Raw genomic sequence first — 19,894 nt, forward strand, 5'->3', positions numbered from 1 at the left:
AACAAGGATAACACCATCTTTCCCCATGTCATTTTATTCTATACATCAGTTGCACATATTATAACACACTTTACATGACATATTATATGTAAAATGTTATTTTTCAATATTGGGCTTAGTGAAATACCATATACCCCCAAAAAAACAGCGCCGAAGCAACAGCTCATCGCTGTCACTTCGGCGCCGTCCCTTGTTATAGGTTGGCTTTGCTATTCGCTCCAAGTCAAAGCAATATACAAATCCGCTATCGATTTGTCCTCCAAATAGAGCTTCAATTCCCCGTCGGGCTTGGCCGGGAGACCGGAGGTTAACGCCCCGCCCAGCAGGCTGCCTCTTTTCTCCCCGAGTGTGCCTTTCTTGCTCGTATTGGTTTTATCTGCGTCATCGAAAATATCCAGCGCCGCCGGAGGTGTATCCGCCGCGCTGCGGGCCAGCAAATAGACGCGGGCTACGTTCTTGAGGCGCCCCTTGCTCCAGATCGGGTAATGCTCCGGCCGGAATTGGAGGGACAGCTCGAACCGCTTGTTTTCGCCCGGAATCTGGCCTTGGAGCTTTGCCCACTCGGTCGGGAATTCGCTGCGGACCGAGAAGAGTCGAATGGAGCCCGCGGCCTGTCCGTCCTGGATCTGCTGCTGGACATGCTTCTTGGCCTCTTTGCGCAGCAGGGCGCCGCCTTCGCGCGCCGTGTAGCGGATATGCAGGATGACGTCGCTGATCGTGCTGTAGTCGAACTGGCAGGGCTCTCCCTGGCTCGGGTCCGCCGGCAGCTCCAGCTGCCATTCGCTGATGACGCCGGCGTTCTCGAACGGCAGGTAACGCTCGTCCCGCAAGCTCGTCTCGAACAAGCCGCTGTCATTTTGCGCGGAGCTGGTGACGATGGATTGCAGAGAGCCGAAGTAGTCGTTGAACCGGTCGTCCTCGGCGTCCTCCCGGGCATACGCCCCGTCGCGGAGAAGCTGCGTCGTACGGATGCTGCTCTTCAGCAGCGTCAACGTGCAGTTCACGCTGGCGTAAGGGCCGGTCACGCAAGGGATGCTGACCGACACGGCCTTCATCCGCCGGAAGTAGTGGCCGGGGCCGTCGAGGTCGAACAGCGACTCCGGCAGCTTCACCACGCAACGGCCGGTCGTACGCAGCAGAACAAGCGCCATCGGGTCGACCTGCAGCAGACTGACATGCTTCGTCAGCTCGTACTCGCGCCGGTTCAGCTCATGGAAAGCCAGCTCCATCCGCTTCACGTCGAGACCCAGCTTCTCACCCGCAAGAAGGCCTTCCTTGCCGGCCAGATAGCCGAACTGGAGATAGCTCAGCGACGGATCGCCCAGCTCATGCTGCAAGGCGCGCTCCGCTTTGCGTGCGATATCGAACGCGAGCTGGAAGCACTGCGAGTAAACGCCTTTCGCTTCCCGCTTCATCCAGGCATAAAGAGCTTTATTTGTCTTTTTGCCGGTCCGCTCGGCGCCTTCCTCGTTCAGGAACCGCTCGATCTCCTCGGCGTGCTTCATTTGCTGGCGGTGATTGATGAGCTCCTGCTCGGCGACCGCTTCGCGGATTTGCGAGGCGCGCAGCTGCTTGAAGATCTGGGTCATTTCCGCCGCGGCCTGATTGCTCTGGAACGCCCAATCGCGTTCGCGGCGGGCAAAGCCGTCGATGCGGCTCGCGCGGCGGGCTTCAAAGTTTAACCGGTCGGCGATTCCTTTGTACGCATTCGCTACGGCTGTAATGCCCGCGGCAACGTTCTGCCCGCCGAAGGTCGTCGCTCCGCCCATCCCCCATGGCTCGGCGCTTACTTCGAATTGCGGCACGATGCTTGCAACCGAGCTTGCTACGTTGTGTAGGCTGCCAATATCGCTAGCCACCTGTGCGCCCTCGAGGAGGAGCGTCTCCAGCACCTCATACGAGCTGAGCAGCTTCCCGCCGCTAAGCAGCTGGGCGGCCTGCGCGAAGGCGTCGGTGGCGATGTCCGCCTCGATGTCCCGCAGCCCGAGCTCCGGCTCTTCCATGCTGAACTTCATTTTTTTCAAGCCGTCTCTGTCCACCTCGCCGAGCGCATCGACCGCCGCCTTCGTCGCCTGCTCGATTTCCTCCGGCGTCTTGCCCAGCTGCTTCTCATAGTAGGCGTAGCGCTGGATGACCGAGGCTAACGTTTTGCGCAGGCCCTCCGTCGACTTGATCGCCTCCTGAAGCTGCCCGTAACGGACCTGCTCGGCCATCTCCATGACGATCCGCTCGTGCTTCGCGCGCAGGACCGCCATCGCCTCGCCGTCCTCCTTCTCCATGGCGGCAAGCAGGCTGTTCCCGAGCTCCTTCACTTCCTGCGCGAGCTCCGCCGCCTTCTGCACAAGGAACGTGAATCTCACCAAAGGCAGCGGCTGATTCAGCCCGGATAACACGGCGCTGACGTCTAGTCCCGCGGCGACGGCCCGTGCCAGCATAGCCGGATCGATCGGCGGCTCGAACAGCGCCAGCTGGCGGAAGATGCCCTGGAAGTTCAGGCTGTTACGGATTTTGAACAGGCGGTCGGCCACCGTATCCCAATAGCCCAGCAGCTTCTCGTTGCGCGGCACGGAGAAGTACATCGCCTTCCCGAGGCTGCGAAGCGTCGCCAGCCGGTCGTTGTCCGCCGCGCTGTCTGCGGGAAGCGGCATCAGATCGAACGGCAGATCCGCCTCCAGATCGCGGACCGCAATGCCGAACTGCTTAATATCCTCCTTCAGGTTGGCGTATGTTTGAGGGCGGACGGTGCCTTTTTTCGGAACAGGCTGGGGACGGGGTCCCAAAATATTCGCCGCGAGCACGTAAAGCATCAGCGCTTCGTCGATCGCTTCGCCGGTATCCTGCCGGAACAGCGAGTCGCCCCATGCCACCAGGTTGTCCAGGTAAGCCATGACGGTTTTGTACATGTACGCCTGCTGCCGGTAACGCGCGATTACATGCGGACGGAACGGATTTTCCTGCCAGTTGTTCATGCTGCTGATCGTCTCTTCCCGCAGCTCGCGGTCCGCCCCGGTCACGAGGTTGATCAGCACTTCTTCGATCTTCCTGACGTCGGTGTACTGGAACGGACGCACCTTCCAGAACCGCTCCGGCGTCGGGCCGTCGCTGCCGTCCGTCGGATCGAACAGGTAGTGGAACCACCGCTGCGCTTCCGCGAACCGCTGGTTTTTGCTCAGATGCATCGCAATCGTCAGAGGGACGTGATAGAACAACTCCCAGTTGTAGGCCGAATACGCGCCGCCGGAGGAGAAGTCCAGGTCCTTGACCGGATAAGGAACTTGAATGTGCTGCTCGCTTGCCCCGTATACTTGATCGAAAAAATCCGCGTACAGGCTCGGGCGCAGCTTGCGCCTCAGCAGCCTGGCCTTTGTGCCGCTTGCCATCGTGATCCGCGCGCTGTCTGCAAGCTGCACGGCGGTTCCGGCGGGTAGCGCCGCCGGCTGCCCGTCATGCAGCACGATCGGCGTCGAGGCGGACAGGACGATCTTAACGCTGCCGAGAACGGAAGCCTCGCGGTTTTCCGCGAGCGTCAGCTCGGAGCCGACAGGCGGGATATTCGTCATGCCGTCCGTCAGCACGGCCCTTATCCCGTTCGGCGCCTGCGCCGAATAGCCCCCGCTTGCCGCGGTTCTAACCGCCATGCCCGCCGCCAGATTGACCGGGACTCCCGCGGAAATGACCTGAATGGCTGCGGTCAGGACAAGCTCCGTATCGGCCGCGAGCTTCATGCTTTCGCCGGCCCCAAGCGCAAGCTCGATGCTGCCCGCGAGCGCGGCGCCATCGGCTGTATATTCGGTATCCGCGTCCTGCAAGCCCGCGGTGCCTTTGCGCAGCAGCCGCTGCACCAGCTGCTGCACGTAGGGATGCTGGTGCAGGGTGACGCGGTAGCTGACCTCATGCTCCTGAATGAGAAACTCCTTCGTCTCCTTCGTTTCCACGTAGCGCGGCCTGCGCCAGGCTATCGTATCCGACATGTCGTGGAAACGGTTGATGACCGCCGTCTTTTTCATCGCTGGAACCCTCCTCCTTGGTTGAACAATAGACTGCCTGCGGACAGCTTGAACGAATCCTGGAAGTTTTTCAGCTGGGTCGATTGGTAACCCATAGCTCCGATTACATTGTAGGTTTTGGCTGCCGGCGTCGTTATCGTCCCTGATAGCTGAGGCGATCCGGCAATGCCGACTTCGCGGATACCGCCCTGCGGGATACCGACCTGAGGAGTGCCGGCCTGCAAAATGCCGCTATCTGTCAGCACACCGCCGATGTCCGCCGTGATCCGCTCGGGAGCGATATACACTTCGTCGAACTGGAGAACCGTGCTTTCATTGATCATCCAGTCAATCTTGTCGACCGGTTGGATATTAGACCAGATATCGAACGGGATGTTGATGACCGGATCGATCGGATTGAACGGAATGGCGGGCGCGACCTGCATCTCCTTCCACCAGTCCGGAAGCTCCCAGCTCTGCTCGGGCTGCGGCGTACGCGTAATCCACTCCTGCACCTCCTCGATCGTCTTCTCCGTCACGCTTGGTTCAAGGAACAAGGTATGCAAGCTATCCTGATAAAAAACCGGCTTCGACAGCGCCGCAAGCTCGCGCGAGCTTCTCTCGAGCGCCGCTTTGACGCCCGCCGGATCGTCCGCTCCCTCATAGGCAGACGCAGGAATGCCAATCTCGATGTTGTTATCGCATGGCAGCAGCGTATACTCGCTTGCGCCCTTCTGCAAAATGCCCGGCGATTCCGTCTCCGTCTTCGGCGCCTTGCCGGCTTCCGTCGTCATGCGGTGATTATACGTCACATGGAGCGCTCCGCTTCCCGCATAGCGCGCAGCCCGCACCGTTTTGGCGCTGTACGGATTGTCAGGCTTGCCGCCCATCGTGCCGTTCGAAGTGTAGCTCTGAGCAGCAGGCTCGCTGTTGCGGCCCGCCAAATAAAACGCCTTCTCAATCGCCCCGCCCAAATGCACGTATACGCCACGTTCCTCGCCGTCCTCGTAAGCCTTGGAGACGTGAACAAACACGGTTTTCGGATTGAAGCTGCCGGCCACGGTTTTCGTAATGACGGCGGACCATCCGCCGGATTCGCGCGTGCTCCACTCCTCGCCTACGTATTCGCTCCAGTGCAGCTGAATCTGGATTTGCTTGACCGCGACATTCGCGTATAAAGCGTTCACGGTCGCATCGGCCATTTTCGTCGTGCTTGTCGTCCCGGACGGAGGCTGATTGTCGGCCGGTTTGTCCATGAACGTCACCCAGAACAGGTACAGCCGATCCCGCCAGACGACCGGCGCCAGATGATCCCCTTCGATTTCCGCGCTCACCGGCTCCCACGGCGTCCACATCCGGTGAAGGTAGCGGCGGTAAAAATATTTATGCGGCTGGCTGTAGGTCCGGCCGATAACATGAAGCTTGCGAAGAGCCGGGTCGGCGTGATCCTCCAGATGCATCGCGACGATGTCGAGCCGGGCCAGCTCGTCCAGCTTTTTCAAATAGTTCAGGAACGCGTCCTCGGCCAGATCGGCGGTGACGTCGCCCTGCAGGAGCGCGCCTTCCAGCTCGCTGAACAGATGCGTCTTGTCGTCGCGGAACTCCGGCTCCAGCCAGTTTTCCGGGAAGAGAAAGATTTTGCGGTTGGCTTCCCAGACGCGGTACCGCTTCATCCACTCCCACTGCTTGGCGTTAATGGCCGACGGATGCACCTGCGGCTCCAGGTTCAGCAGGCAGCGCTGGATGAAGAGCTGCAGCGAGCCGATCGCCATCCGAATGCGCGACGATTGCACCACCGGCTCCATGCCGGGATCGATCAGAAAGTATTCATACAGCTGCTCCATGCGGTCAAAGCCGAGCAGATGCATCACTCGTGCAGCGAGCGCATCCCGCTGGCGCTGCCGCAGCTTGTCGAAGATCGGCTGCGCGATGCGATGCCACGTCTCGGTCTCGAACCGGGCTTTCACCGCTTCCTTCAAATCGCGGGCGATGGCGAACCGCTGCGCCGGAGTGGACGATGCGCTGACGATGCGCGTCCAATCCGCCACGGACGAAGCCGAAATCCCGAATGCCCGGACGATCTGCAGCGCCTCCCACAGACGGGCCAGCGGCTTCTCGCTTGCGAAGGCCGGTGCCGCAAACAGCGTCTTGGCGGCGGCTTTGACCTCGAGCTCGTCCATGCGCGCCAGCTTCGCGATCAGCGGATACACTTGATCCGGCTGCGACGAGCCGTTCGCTTCGAAAATATCGACCAGGCTGTCGAGCCCTCCGGCCAGCTCGCGCTTCAGGCGGGCATAACCGGCGAGACGCCGCCATTGCCGGAACAAGGCTTGGCCGTTCGCAAGCGTACCTTCCTCTGCAGTCGCCGGCAGCAAGCTCAAATTCAAGCCGTCGAATGCCGCGGCGTGAGTCAGCAGGTAGCGGGCTTCGCGCTCGTTCAGGCCGAGGCTCTGCAGCAGCTGCAGCGCTTTGGCCAGCAGCACCGCGGCGCGCTCCGACTCCTCCATGGCCGCGAGCGGATAGAGGAGCTGTGCCGGACTGCCCTTCGGCAGCGCTTCGCCCTGCACGAGCAGCCGCGCGTTTCCTCCGTTCAGGCGATGCAGCAGCAAGGAGAACCGGTACGGAACGCCCGCCTTCAGCTCCAGAAACTGCTGCGGCTCATTGCCGAGCACGCTGTTGTCGGTGCCTGCCGATGCCCTCCAGAAAACCGGGTCCTGCAAATGCTCGAAGCGCAGCTCGGCTTCCGCGTCCTTCTTGTCCAGCGCCACGTAGAACCGGTACGCCCCGGAGGCCGGCACCTCGATATAGCCGTCAAAACGGGCGCTGCCCGCAGCCGCCGGCTTAAGCGGACTGCCGCTTGGCCCCTTCAGACCGGTATCGGCGTCGGCCATCGGGAACGAGGACAGCTTCGCCCCGGTCCCGTCGGCAGAAGAGAAATACGTCGCCGTCACGCCCCGGTACCCGACTCCGGCAAATGCGGCTCCGAGCGGCTTGGACACGGCCAGCAGACGCCCGTCGCTGATCAGGCTTTCCGCGAGCGCCGGGTCGGCCCCGGTATGCGCCGTCAGTTTCTGGACGATGAACCGGCGGATCAGGCGTTCCTGCAGAAACGGCAGGAACGCTTCGGCGATGAACGCCTGCCGCTTGCGCTGCCTGTCCTGCTCGGATTCGCCGTCTTCAAGCGGAAGGCGGCTGTCGAACAGCAGCTCGAACAGCTCGCCCTTCAGGAAGCCCGTCTGAGGCTGCAGCTCGGTCAGCTGCAAATGCTGCTCGAAAAACGCCCTCGCCTGCTCCTGCACGTCGCTGAGCAAGGCTTTCAGCAGCTCCGATGGATGGCGGTCGAGCAGCTTTTGCTTCTCCGTCTCGAACAGCACGCCGCGGAAGGTCAGCTTCTGCTCCTGGCGCGTTTCGTTGTAGCGCAGCTCGCGGATCGCCGGCTCGTCTGCGAATTCGACCGGACTCAGCTCCTCGCCCGGCGATACCCCTTGCGCGGCTGCGGTAAACTCGGCCGTTCCGTTCAGCATCGCCAGGAACCGTTCAACCGTAGCACCAGGCAGTATGAGACTCAGCTTCTGGCGCAGCACGTCCTCGGACAAGCCGCCGGGATCGGCCGGCACGGCGTGCTCGGCGCGAATGGCGCGGATGCCCTCGGACAGCGACTTCAGCAGGCTCAGCATCCCCTCCCGGTCCGGACGGTATTTGCCCGTCTCGTCGTAGCGGTGCCGCAGCAAATAGTCCAGGTCCGCGACCGACATTCCGCTCGCTTTGATATCTTCTGCCGCTTCCACGAAGCGCAAAGTCTGTGTAAACGGATGATCCTCTTCGGTAGCCGTCAAAGGCCCTTCTGATAAAGGCTTGAACGGATCCAGCCCCGATAACTGCTTGAGAGCGACCACCTCGCGAACAGATAACTTCAGCCCCTTGGCCAGCAGACCGTACCGGTAAAGCAGAGAGGCATTGGGCAGCGTCAGCTTCGCCTGCTCGAGGGTCAGGCCCGCGTCGCCCAAAATGCTGCCGACCTCCTCGGCGGTCAGGCCGAGCGCGCCCTGTAGGACAGGCAGATGATCCTTGATCCATGCGCCGCCAGTCAAATAGTTCCCGAGCGGGTGATCGAAGACGGGATCGCTCTTCAGCACGCCGCGCGTAAGGAACAGCTGTGCATAGAGAGAGCTTTTGCCCGTCACGGAAATGTCCGACCACAAGGTCAAAAGCTTGAGTCGGGCCTGCTTGCCGAGCTGCAGCTTCGTTTCCAGCACCTTCAAATGAGCCATATAGATGAGCGCGGTCAGCAGCGGCCGCTTATTCAGATGAACCGCTTCGAATGGCGCAAGCTTCGGTATGAACACCTGCAGGGCGCGGTCGGTCTCCTCCAGGCTCCAGCCCAGTTTTCTCCAAAGCCGGACAAACAGGTTGATCCGAAGAAAAGCTATGGCGTCCGCCGGATTGCCGCTTGCGTACCGCAGCTCGGTCAGATCGAAGCTGGAGCCGGCATCCGGATCGGCAAGCAGCAGCACCTGGCCGAAGGGGATCGCCTGCAGCTGGGCTTCGAGCTGAGTTGCCGGAATACCGAAGGTGCCGGCAAGCGCCGTAAGCCTGTCGGAGAACGCGATCGCCTCCAGCCGGCGCTGTCTCGCATCCGCGGAGAGCACGGCCGGTGCTTGCGGGATGAGCGTTTTGTTGGTCAAGTAGAAACGCACGTCGTGGACGCTGACGCCAAGCTTGTAGAGCAGCGCCAGCTTCTCCAGCTTCGGATTGACGAAGCCGGTCTGGATAATGTCGGCCAGCTCCTTGTTGGTTACGCCCAGCCGTCTCGCGAGAGCCTTGGCGGAATTCAGGTCGGTCCGCCGGCCGCTGGCTGCGTCGGTCTTCGGCGTGGTCGCTTCGGCGGCGGAGGCATAGCCGTACAAGGTGTGCCAATCGGCGAGCGGATTCGGAGCGGTCAGAATCGCCGCTTCTGCAGGCGACAACCCCAAGGCTTCCAGGAATACGGCCGAGAGATCGTAAGGCTGAGCGGGAGCGAACAGGGCATCTCCCGGACGGAACGCTTCCAGCACCTTTGCCAGCGGCGTCTCGAAATGGCCGCAAAAACGGCGGACCGTCTCGAGCCAAAGATCGAACGGCAGCTGGAGCGGGTAGCGGGCTTCGAGCACTCTTTTATACGCTTCCTGGATCACGTATTGCGGCTCGGCCAGCAGCTCCTCCGACGGCACCTCGCCCGTATCGCGGACGGCGGCTTCGGTTAATTTTCCATTCGCGACGTAATACTCCAAAATTTCATTCACGATATCGATATACGGCAGCACCGTCTGGGTATTCTCGCAGGTCAGAGGCAGATAGGGCAGATCGGGACGGCGGTTCCTCAGCACCTCGAACGGCTTCTTGTACTTCGCATCATAGGACTGGTTGTTGTGCGTCGTTTCCCACTGCTTGAGGAAGCCGCTCCACACCTCGTCTTCCGCATCGACGAATTGAAACAGATCGACCAGATAAGCGGCCGGGCTGAGCACCGAACGGCAGTGCTCGCATTCGCAGTAGTCCATCGAGCCGAACAGCGACTCCATCGTCGGAAATTGCTTGATGAACTCGTCGCGGATCTCGCTGCGCGCTTGCTCCCTCGCCTCGACCGGCGCCGACAGGCCGTGCAGCGGCACCTCGCTTTCGAGCTTCTTGGCGGCGGTGAACAGATTGTACGTGACGCTGCTCACCTGGTTCGCTTTGCGGTAGACGAGCAGCGTTTCCTCTTTGGTCGGGCTTTTTTTGTAAATTTCCTTGTATTTGTTCATGTAAAGATCCGCGAACGCCTGCTCGGAGTAAGCCGTTACATCGTAAGCCGACGTCATGCCGAGACTGAGCATAACGGGCATCGCCTCGTTGCTCGGGGTGATCTGATACACGCGCTGCAGCGCTCTCAGCTGTTGACCGGCCATTTCGGCGGCAGATGCCGGAAGGCCCGCCGCGACGTCCGCATTTGCTTTGAGGAATGTCCCGACAGGCGTCTCGCCCAGCCGGAAGCCCGCTTTTGCCGCCTGCTTCAGCAGCTGTGCCGCGCTCTTGCGGCCGGCGCCCAGCTTGAAAGCATCGGCGGTATCCTGCTCGATGAGCCGGCCCACGACCTGCGTCGGATAGCTCAGGCGCACTTTGCGCGCCATCTCTTCGGCGTAGGCGTTCAGTCTGGCTTCGGTGTTCTCTCCCACGTAGACGGACGGAATCGCAGCGGCCAGCTTCGCCGCGTCGGTCCCCGCCATGCTCCGCAATTCGGCCTTCCACTTCTCCGGCAGATGGTAATCCTGCTCGGCTAGCTGCGCGGGATCGGTCACTTTTTGCATAAGTCTGGTTGTTACCGCTTCGCTGTTATCCGCGAGAAACGCCAGCTTGCCCTGCAGCTTCAGCCTGCCGACCTTCTGCTCGCCCAGCCCCGCCTGGCGCGCCTTCTCCCATAGCCCGGCCGCGTCGCCGCGGTGATTCAAATAGACGGATGCGAACCTGGTCTGTTCGTCATCGGTTAAACCGGATATTTTCAGCAGCTGGCCGTAGGTCGCTTGGGAGCCGGGAGCGGTAATGCTGAGGCGAGTCCTGTTGGAAAAAGCGGTAAAGCTCGCCTTGTGCTGCCTGATCTGTTCGTCCGTAAAAGCGACGATCCCCGCATCCCGCACCGTTCTAAGCGCATTCTCGGCCGCATCCGGCGACACCTGCGCAAGCGCCAGCTTGTCGGACGGCAGTCCGGCGCGAAGCAGCCCGTACAGCAGCTCCTGCGGCAGCTTGACGTCCGGCTCGGCGCTCATCCGCTCGGCCGTGGCGGCGAGCGCGATCAGCCGCATATCCCAGCCGGTAGCGCGGTTCAGCAGGGTGAGATCCTGGCGTTCGGCATTCTCCTTGGCCCCGGCCAGCCTCGACAGCTCGCCGAGCTGCGTCTTGAGATCATCCGCCAGGCGTTTGTATTCCGGTACGTTCGGCTGCAGGGAGGACGGCGCGATCAGGTTGACCTCCATCCGATCTTCACTGTCCGAGGAATAGAGCGGCTTCGAGAGAGTCAGCTCCTTGCCCTGCGCATCGACCGCGCGCACCTCGAGCGCCGCGGCATTTCCCCTCCGTTCGTAAGCAAAAGAGTAATGGCCTTCATCGCCGGTGACGGACTCTCCTACGAGCTCGGCTTGGCCGCCGAAGCCTTTGCGGTAGAGCCGCACTTTCGTATTCCGGGCCGGCAGCTTGTGCTCCAGCACAATCCGCCCTTCAATCGCTCCCTTCGCCTGCGTTCCTCCCGGCGTGTAATTCACTTTCAAGTCGATCACGCTGTTCGTTTGGGCATTGGCGTAGGTTGAGCTTTTGCCTACGAACGTGTCGCCGTCGTATACGGTGATATATAGATCCGGTCCGCCGCTTTCCTTCCCGCCGACATGGAACAGATCCGCCGCGAACCTGATCGTGTAGATCCCGTTCGCATCCGTGACGGCGTGCCCGAGCGCATCGTCCGGCGAATCGGGGTCATGGTCGTACGCACTGACGATAAGCCGGCCCAGAGGCTTGTTATTCAGATTAATGATCCGTCCGGTCAAGCTAAACGTAAAAATCGTTTCCAAAGCATTCCCTCCATATCTGGTCCCGGTAGACGGGATGGATTAAGATCATCGAATGGCTGATGAATCCGGAGTTAATCTGAAGTTGTTTGGAACCTGAGCATTTGGAGCTAGCTGAAGCTATCTGGAATACGGAGCCCGTACGAGGCTGTTCTCCGTTAATCCCAACTGTACGAACAGTTCATCACGCAGCAGCTCGACGACGCTGTTGGCCTCTGCGGTTGTAAAATGCGGGTTGTTTCCGGCTGCGTCGCGCACGACGTTGAACAGCTCGCCGGCCGTGACCGTCGTTTGGCCGGTCGCTCCCCAGCGCGCCCGGAATACGCTTTTCCAGTAATCGTCAAACCCTCTGTGCGCCGCGACGTCCAGGATTCGCGTAAGCGCGGCGCGGGGATCGTAGTTAGGCAGGTCCCGAAGAGCGGATTGAGGCCCGGTATGTGCGGACTGCCCCGTCAGCCCCCGCTCGGCGCGCGCGGCAGGGGATTGCGCATGGCTTGTCAGGTCATCCAGATGCGCACCCGCCGGCGAAAGCCCGCCCTGATCGATGCTGCTCATCGCTTCGTCAAAGTATTCGTCCGGAATCGTCGATTGATTAGGGCTTTCGGACACCGAGCTCGAGCTTGAACTCGAACTGGAGCTAGAGCTGGAACTGGAGCTGGAAGAAGAGCTGCTGCTGGAAGAGTCGCCGCCGCTGGAGGACATCATCATCGACACTGCGCCCGCGCCATGCGAAGCAAGCTGCGCGCCCCTAGCATGATTTACTATCTGGGTGGTATCCGCTACGACCGCGACGGTTCTCTGCGTCCGGCCCCCAGCCGTCGCCAGCACCATGCCGGTACGCGGTCCGCCGCTAATCGGGCCAGTCGGGCTGACAAAACCCAGTGCCGTACTCGTTCCGGTTCCGAGCGCTTCGGCCGTCGGACGCTCCACCCCGGCTACAACGGCGACCTCCGTGACGGTCGATTCAATTGCGCCCCTCTCCTGCCGGCCCGTCACCATCTGCCGCCATCCGGTCAGGAAGTCGTCCGTGCCGTTGACGACGGCAATGGTCCCTACGACCTTGGTTACCATTGTCGGCTCCGGCGCCAGCAGAGCGGCTCCGCCGACAAGGAGCTGCGCTCCTCCGCCCAGCATTCGCATGGCGCCCCAGAAGCGGTTGGCCCCTTCGTTCTCGTCCCTGCCGTCCGGATCCTCGAACCGGACCGGATTGTTGCTGACGTAAGCATAGCGGTTTGCCTTTTCGACGACGTCGCAGCTTGTCCACCGTGCCAGCCAAGGCGCATAATAGCGTGCCCCGTGGAAGTACAATCCGCTCTCTTCGTCGCGCTCCTTGCCCGTGTACCGGTACCGCTTCGGCGTTTCCGTCCTGCTGTGCACCGCCTGATACGAGGTGCTGCCGAAGGGTGTGTACTCCTCGTAAGAGATGATCTGCGCCAGCTCGTCCAGCTCCAGGCTGGCCGAACCCAGATGGTTGCCCAGCTGGTAGCGGATCATCCGGGCCGGTGCGGGATCGCTGCCCGCCTTGTCGACCGTGCGCGTCTCGATAAGGGCGATGCGCTGCCGATCGTCCGTGACATGCAGCGTCTCGCGCTCCAGCACAACCTCCCCGGAGCTGTCGCGCCGCCGGAAAATTTCGATGCCGCCCAAATAGATGCGCTCCTCGATAAGGCCCCCCGGCTTCTCCCATACCTTGCGCATGCGCCTGCCGGAAGAATCATAGACGTAATAGGCTGTCCCTCCGCCGCCGAGGTCGGTCCGGCTCAGCTGATCCCGGTAATTCCAATGCATGTTGGGATCCGGAGATGCGCCGCCCAGGTGAGGCATACGGGTCATATTGCCGTGCGCATCGTACATGAACCGCATCACGGGCGAATCGTCGCCCCCTGACGTCGCGCTGCTCAACCGGTTGCCGGTCTTGAGCGGCACGCCTCCCGCTCCGTCCTCGATCAGGCTCGCCTCACCGTACTCGAAACGCCGCGTCCAGCCTGCATGGGCCGGGTCATTGCCGCGATGCCGCATTTCCAGCATATTTCCTGCGGCGTCGTAGCTGTAACTTTCCGTGTAAGTGCCCATCGCCAGACCGTCGTTATCCGACCAGCGGATGCCGACCCGGGAAGCATCGTCCTGCGAGTGTACGACCGGCGAGCCGCCTGCTTGTCCCAAGTGCTCGCGCCCCGTCGCTTCAATCAGCCGGTATATTGCATCATAGGTGTAATCCGTACCAGGCTCGACCCGTTTGTTGCGGAAAAACACCGCCTGCTGCGCTTCATCCCGTATACGGGTGATGTTCCCCGCCGGATCGTAAGCGTACTGCAGGTTTTGCAAGCGGCAGCCGGGCCATCCGTCCCGCGGCGGCTGCGGGCAATCGTCCGGGAAGCTCGCGGCATCGCGCAAGGTCAGCAGCCGGTCGAGACGGAACGTAAGCGGGTCGTAGCTGTACAGCGTGCTGGCGCCGTTGCCGTAATCGATGCGCTGCCGCTGCCCCTTTGCATCGTAATCGATATTCACGACGTACGGCTGCCAGACCGGCTCCCCTCCGGCTGACTTCTCGCTGTGCAGGTTCACCTCGATCCGCTGCAGAAGGCCGGCTTCGCTGTACCCCGTCCGAATGACGCTCGGCTGCATCGCTGCTGAATGAGGCGCGGTCATGAGGACAGGACGATTGAGCGCATCGTATTCCGTGCGGCTTATGAACGTCTCCGTTTCGGCGAGCTTCAGGACAGCTGCTTCCAGAGCCGCAAGATCGAGCTTATCCGTCAAAGCTGCCGGCAGCGCTTCGTCAACGGACCGCCAATCGACGGTTTCCTTGTACTCCTTGGCAAGCCTTCGCGAAGCGTGCAGAGGATTGCCCTTGAAATCGCAGCGCTCCTTCGATGCGGCCCCGGCCTGATCCAGATGCAGATACAGTTTGCCAAGCAGGCAGCGCTCCTCTGCTTCCGGATGCTGCTCGCCGTAAACGAGCCTCTCCGCGAGCATTTCCCTGCTTCGGTCGGCAGCATCCGCGCCGGTAACGAAGGTGCGCAAAGGGCGGCGAAGCGGATCGTATTCGCTGCGGAATTCGTGACCGCGGCTGTCCCAGACGCGAATCGCTTTGCCTGCCGCATCGCTGAGAATCCACCGCTCCCCCGCCTCCATGCCGGCTTCATAAATCCGGTTGCCCAGCATGTCATATGCATAACGAGTGACGATACGACCCAGCTTGTCACCATTCTGCTCGATGGCATCCCGCAGCGACAGCCGGTTGCCTTCGATGTCCAGCTCGACCCTTGCAGCGAATAAAATAGGCGAGCCGTCCGGATTGTACCCGTTATGCGAATAAGTGAGAAAAGGGCGTCCCAGCGTATCGAACAGAACCGTCGTCGGCGTATCGGCATGCGCGGCCGCTTTGTCCGCGGCATCCTTACCGGCGGGTCCTTTCGCTCCGCCCGCCCGCTCCGTATACCAGGACTGCCAAGGCGTGCCGGGCCCGGCCGCCAGATTCTCGAAATAGCGGGCGACGAAACCCCGGATATCCGGATCGGTTCGCGGGTCTCCGGTCTGTCCGCCGCGGGCCGCGATCGTGTCGTTCACGTCGTAGGTCAGCTGCCGCCACGGATCGAACACGATTTTTTCGAAGGTGTGATTAGGGTACAAGGTGGCGGCGGCGCGGTTCATCGGATCGTAGAAAATGACGGGACTGACGCCGGCCTCCACGTTCGGCTCATATGCGTGACCGCTGCTGAAAAACGGCTCGTATTTGCGCACCGGCATCCCTTTGTTGTTAAAAATCGTCCATCCGCTTGCCAGCCAGCGCGGAGGCCCAACACTCCCGCCGGCGATCTCGGGCTCGGCCTGCAGCTTCTGCTGAATCTCCCGCCCAAAGCCGTCCGAATACGAGAAGCTGTGCTGCACGGCGGTTTTCCCGCCGGGAGCGGGATCGGCCGCATGCGTCTCCCGGACCAGCGTATAGACGGCCGCCGGCTGAGGCTCCGGATCTTCCCTCGTTCGCATATAGGCGAACAAATCATAGACCATCCGCTTCGAGGCGCTTCCGAGCAGCGAATGCGGATCGGCCAGCGGATCGCTGAGGCGGCTGACGATGTCCGTATCGCTGAGGTCGGCCGCAAATCCGGCTAATGAATCCCCTTTGCTCTCCTCCGGCTTCCCCATCGCCGCCGCGCCCGTCACCATGCCGAGAGCATCGAAAGCGACCGCTGTCCGGTTGCGGTTCGGGTCCATCATCAGTGCAGGCTGAAGCACACGGTAATCGTTGCCCGGCGCGGCGGCGTTACGCTCGCCGCCAGGCAGCCGTTCACCGACGGTAAAGCGGTTGCCGAAAGGATCGCAGCTTTCCTGCACAAGCAGGTCATAGGCGTCGTAGGTAACGATGCTCTCCGTGCCGGCCGTGCGCGTATGGAAAGGATCGCGGTACCGGCACGGCAAGTAAAAGTGATTCCGTGCATAAGCCAGCTCCTGCTCGAATGTATCGCTTCCCGAAGGCGACAGGAACACGCGCCCCGCGGGAATCCACCAGTATTCGTCGGGATCGCCTTCAGGGAATAGTCCGTCATCCTGCAGCTGCCGGCTGGAAACGTAGCCGCCCCGATCGGCGCCCGGTCCCTCGAGCACATCGGAGCGGTCAGGCAGCAGCTGCAACCCGCCGCGCCGGTACGCCGAATCCAGAAGTCCCGGAGTAAACGCGAGCTTGTAGCTTTCGCCGGGCAAAGACAGCGTTTCCATTTTGCCGAGCTCCAGTATTTCCGACAAATCGTCCTTGCGGTAAAGCGTACGTACACATTCGACCAATCTGCGCTGCATGCCGCCCGCCGGCGACTCCTCGTAATCCAGAAGCCCGCTGTCATCCCGATGGACAAGCTTATCGCCTGCGAGCCGTACAAAGTCCGAACTCCGGTACCTTCCAGCGCCGCCTGTCGGGAGGTAGCCGGTGAGCTCGTACGTGCGAGTCTCGCACGTCTGCGGCAGGCGGTAATCATCCGGGTACTTCACCGGATCAACAATCGGCCCGGTTACGCGGCTCTCGGAATACGTGACTAGCGTCTGCGTCTGCTTCCTGCGATCGGGCTCCGCCAAATTCATGTCGGGCCGGCGGCGGCCGTAGCCGACCGCGGCTTCCTTCAGCACATGGCCGAATTCATTCACTTCCAGCGTCAGCGCATGCTTGACCCGCGGATCGGCGGGGTTCCGCTCATAGCCGTACGTAATCGCCTCGTTCGGGTGAGTGAAGAACACCGCATTACGGTTGCCGCCGCGCGGCTGCAGGCATCGGATCGTTACATTTTGTTCGATGACGGAATACGGATGCTCCTCCTTCTCCGAGCCGTCGAGCGAATAAATTTCTTGCCGCAGCATCGTTCCCTTCAGCGAACGGCAGGCTTCCCGTTCTTCCTCCGCCGTCAGCCCGGAAGGCAATTCCGTGTCGGGAAGCAGCATCGCGTGGTACTGCTCGTCGGACGCTCCCGGCTCCCGGTAATATTCGCCCGGATGCGGCGAGCCTAACCTCCCGGCATAAAAATCCGAAATATGCTCCCGGTCCGCATAAACCCCGGTGTGATACCAGGTTTTCGTATGGACCGGCGGAACGTCCGACGACTCATCGAGGTTCGAAGCGGCCGGAAGCCCGCCATCCGTACCGAGAGCGGCCATGACCTCCGTATCCCATTGCTCCACCATGCCGAAGCCGCGAAACTCGCGCTCGGCGCCGTCGTAATAGCCGTGATGATAGGCGTAGCGGGTAACGAAACGGTTGCGGCTAATGTGATCGAAGGTCTCTACCCGTTCGACGACATGCACCGGAAAAGGAAGCTTCGTGATCCAAGGTTTGCCCGCGTATTTGTCTTTCAAATAGAAATAGGTCGACGGAGCGTAGTGAATCCGGGTCTCCGCTCCAAGGTTATTGCGGGTACTCACTAGCAAATGAGGCTTCCCTTCGGATAGGAGATTGAGATATTTCATCGGCTTGACGGAAGCTCCCGGCAGCGGCGACGACCAGACGAGGCAGGCGGTGCCGCTGCCAAGCAGGTCGACGGCCGCAACGGAAGCGATGTTATCTATAGGCGGAAAAACAGGCAGCTCGTACGCCCCGCTCCAGCAATTGCCGGACTGATTGAACCAGAAGCGGGCGCCTTCACGGCCCAGGTAGATGATGTCCGTTACCCCCGAGCCGTCGATGTCGGCGAGGCGTATTCGGCTTGGAGCGAATTGTTCGGGATGATCGAAGTACGGTGCGTCGTCCATCGTAATTTTGGCCCCGAAGCGGCCGTAGCCCAGGTTCGGCCAATAGCAGACTTCGCCGTTGCGGATGCGTACGATATCCGTCAGTCCGTCGCCGGACAGATCGGCCAGGAAAATGGTTTGCGTCTCGTCGGCAAACGCGATGCGCGGGCCGCGCTCCTCGTCGGTCGGCACGCTGATGCGCTCCCCCGCTCCGAAGCCTTCCTCGGCAAGCGACGGATACCAGACAAAGGCCTGGTCCTCGGAAATCAGGAGATCGGCTTGTCCGTCGCCGGTAAGATCGATGAATCTCAGGTTCGGATCGTTCCAGTTCAAATTCGGGCTGCTGGAGAAGGCGCGGAACGTTTCCCACTGACCGCCGCTCCGCTCATAAAAACCTCTCATCGGCGGCTGAAGCGTCACCACATCCGTCTGCCCGTCGCCGGCAAGGTCGTTAAATTGCCAGCGGTCTTGACCGGACGAGGCGGCGGACGGGATGCGCGCAACTGCGGAGGACGGCGCCAGCCGTGCCGAAGGCGTGCCCGACTCATGAGTAAGCGCCGATTCGTTGCGCTTGTAGAACCAGCCTCCGCCCTGCTCCGACAATATCCCCGGAAGCCCTTCCCCGTCCAGATCGACCCATTGATGACGGGCTCCATCCACGCCGATTGGCAAATTCTCTATGCTTGACGGATCGATATCGCGGATCTCCTGTCCGATGACAGCCTCGCTGTATTCAAACTCGACGGGAGGCAAAGTTTTACGGCTGTAGCCGCCGGAACCGGAGCGTTTAAAGCCGCATTGCACAGCTTCTGTCAGGAACGTGCCGGCAGGCGTTTCTTTGTAAGAAAATTCGGTGGACCGCACCAGGCAGTTGACGCCAACGCCGGGTTCATCCGGGAAATGGTGAAACATCAGAACACGCCTGCATAGGCGGTAGGTGCGGACTTCGAAGCCGCTGCGGAAGCTGGAGTAAGGATCGCTCCGGCACAGCCACTCACCGGCATCGCCGGGGGAAGGACCGACAGCGTCGTGTTCGCCGTAATCGAAAACAACCTCGAACATCCAGCCGGCGCTTTCGAGCTGCTCGTTCTCCAGGAAGCGCGGCCGGCGGCCGGCGCCATCCAGCAGCGGAATCCGGTTGCCGTAACGGATTTGCTTGAGGTAGCGGTTCATGCTTCGGGAATGTTCGTCGCGCCCCCGCTCATGCGCGCAGGTCAGATCGACGCCTGCCTGATCCTCCGCTTTGTATGTATAAATGATGGCATTTCCTTTATCGTCGCGGGTTTCGCTGATGAGCCAGCTGAATATGCGTTCTTTGTCTGCAATGCGTGAATTGGGGTCTTTTCCATAGAGGCTGATGATGTTGTCCGGAGAAATGATACGCCAGTGAACGTCGCCGTCCGGCTGACGGGTCCATCGTTCGATTCGTGCAAACGTCCCTTCGATGCGCGGCCGGTAGCGGTGAATGCAGTAGCCCGGAGCGGTGACGGTGTCTTCCAAACGGCCCCCATTCGGCATAAGCTCCGGGACAAGATCTTCCGCCCCCGATAAAAGGAAGTCGTCGGATTCATCCGAGTCGAAATACCGCGGTAATCCGCTGTCCGTCTTGCGGGTAATGGCCGGCAGAGACAGGCTCCATCCGAAGCCGAAAGGGCTCTGGCCCGCGCCGGAATCGTAAGTCAGTCCAAGTGCAGGCCCGAAGCCTGCGCGCCCGGGACTCGCAGCGACCGGTATGCTCATGGAGCCGGTGCCCGTTACCGGGCTTGCGGCGAATTTCTCCCCCATGCCGCGGATCGCCCCGCCCCCCTTGGGCAGCGAAAGGCCGGGAAGCGTTTGCAGCTGCGGCTGTGCACTGCTGCTTGAACTTGAGGCCATGTCCGGTGATGTCATTCCATTCATCCCCCTGATAATGGTCTGGCGTTATCGGCATAAAAGTCCTATAACCCCAATACCTATTATCTGGGCAGATGGATAAAATAACCAATATGTCTGAATGACTATTTTTCAGAATTTTCCCCCAATTTCGCTGCTCAAGCTCCGCGCTTTTACGCAATGATCTGACATTTACAGGCACGTTTCCGCATGAAGAAACGACCGGAGCTCGCCATCCTGCAAATTAGC

3 protein-coding genes are annotated in these 19,894 nt (G+C 61.1%); all 3 read right to left on the reverse strand.

Annotated elements, in window-relative coordinates:
- Positions 1-209: 209 nt before the first annotated feature.
- Positions 210-4,007 carry a Tc toxin subunit A-related protein gene (locus KP806_RS18590; RefSeq protein WP_224725231.1) on the reverse strand — a complete coding sequence of 1,266 codons (3,798 nt, stop codon included), beginning with the start codon at positions 4,005-4,007 and terminating at the stop codon, positions 210-212.
- On the reverse strand, positions 4,004-11,563 hold the full coding sequence (locus KP806_RS18595) for a neuraminidase-like domain-containing protein (protein ID WP_224725232.1): 7,560 nt from the start codon (positions 11,561-11,563) through the stop codon (positions 4,004-4,006). The genes KP806_RS18590 and KP806_RS18595 overlap by 4 nt, the downstream gene beginning before the upstream one ends.
- Before the next feature lie 117 nt (positions 11,564-11,680).
- Positions 11,681-19,663 (reverse strand): SpvB/TcaC N-terminal domain-containing protein, encoded by a 7,983-nt coding sequence (locus KP806_RS18600; protein ID WP_224725233.1) that lies wholly within the window; start codon positions 19,661-19,663, stop codon positions 11,681-11,683.
- Positions 19,664-19,894: the final 231 nt, after the last annotated feature.

The sequence above is a fragment of the Paenibacillus vietnamensis genome (assembly GCF_020169515.1).
GTDB lineage: Bacteria > Bacillota > Bacilli > Paenibacillales > Paenibacillaceae > Pristimantibacillus > Pristimantibacillus vietnamensis.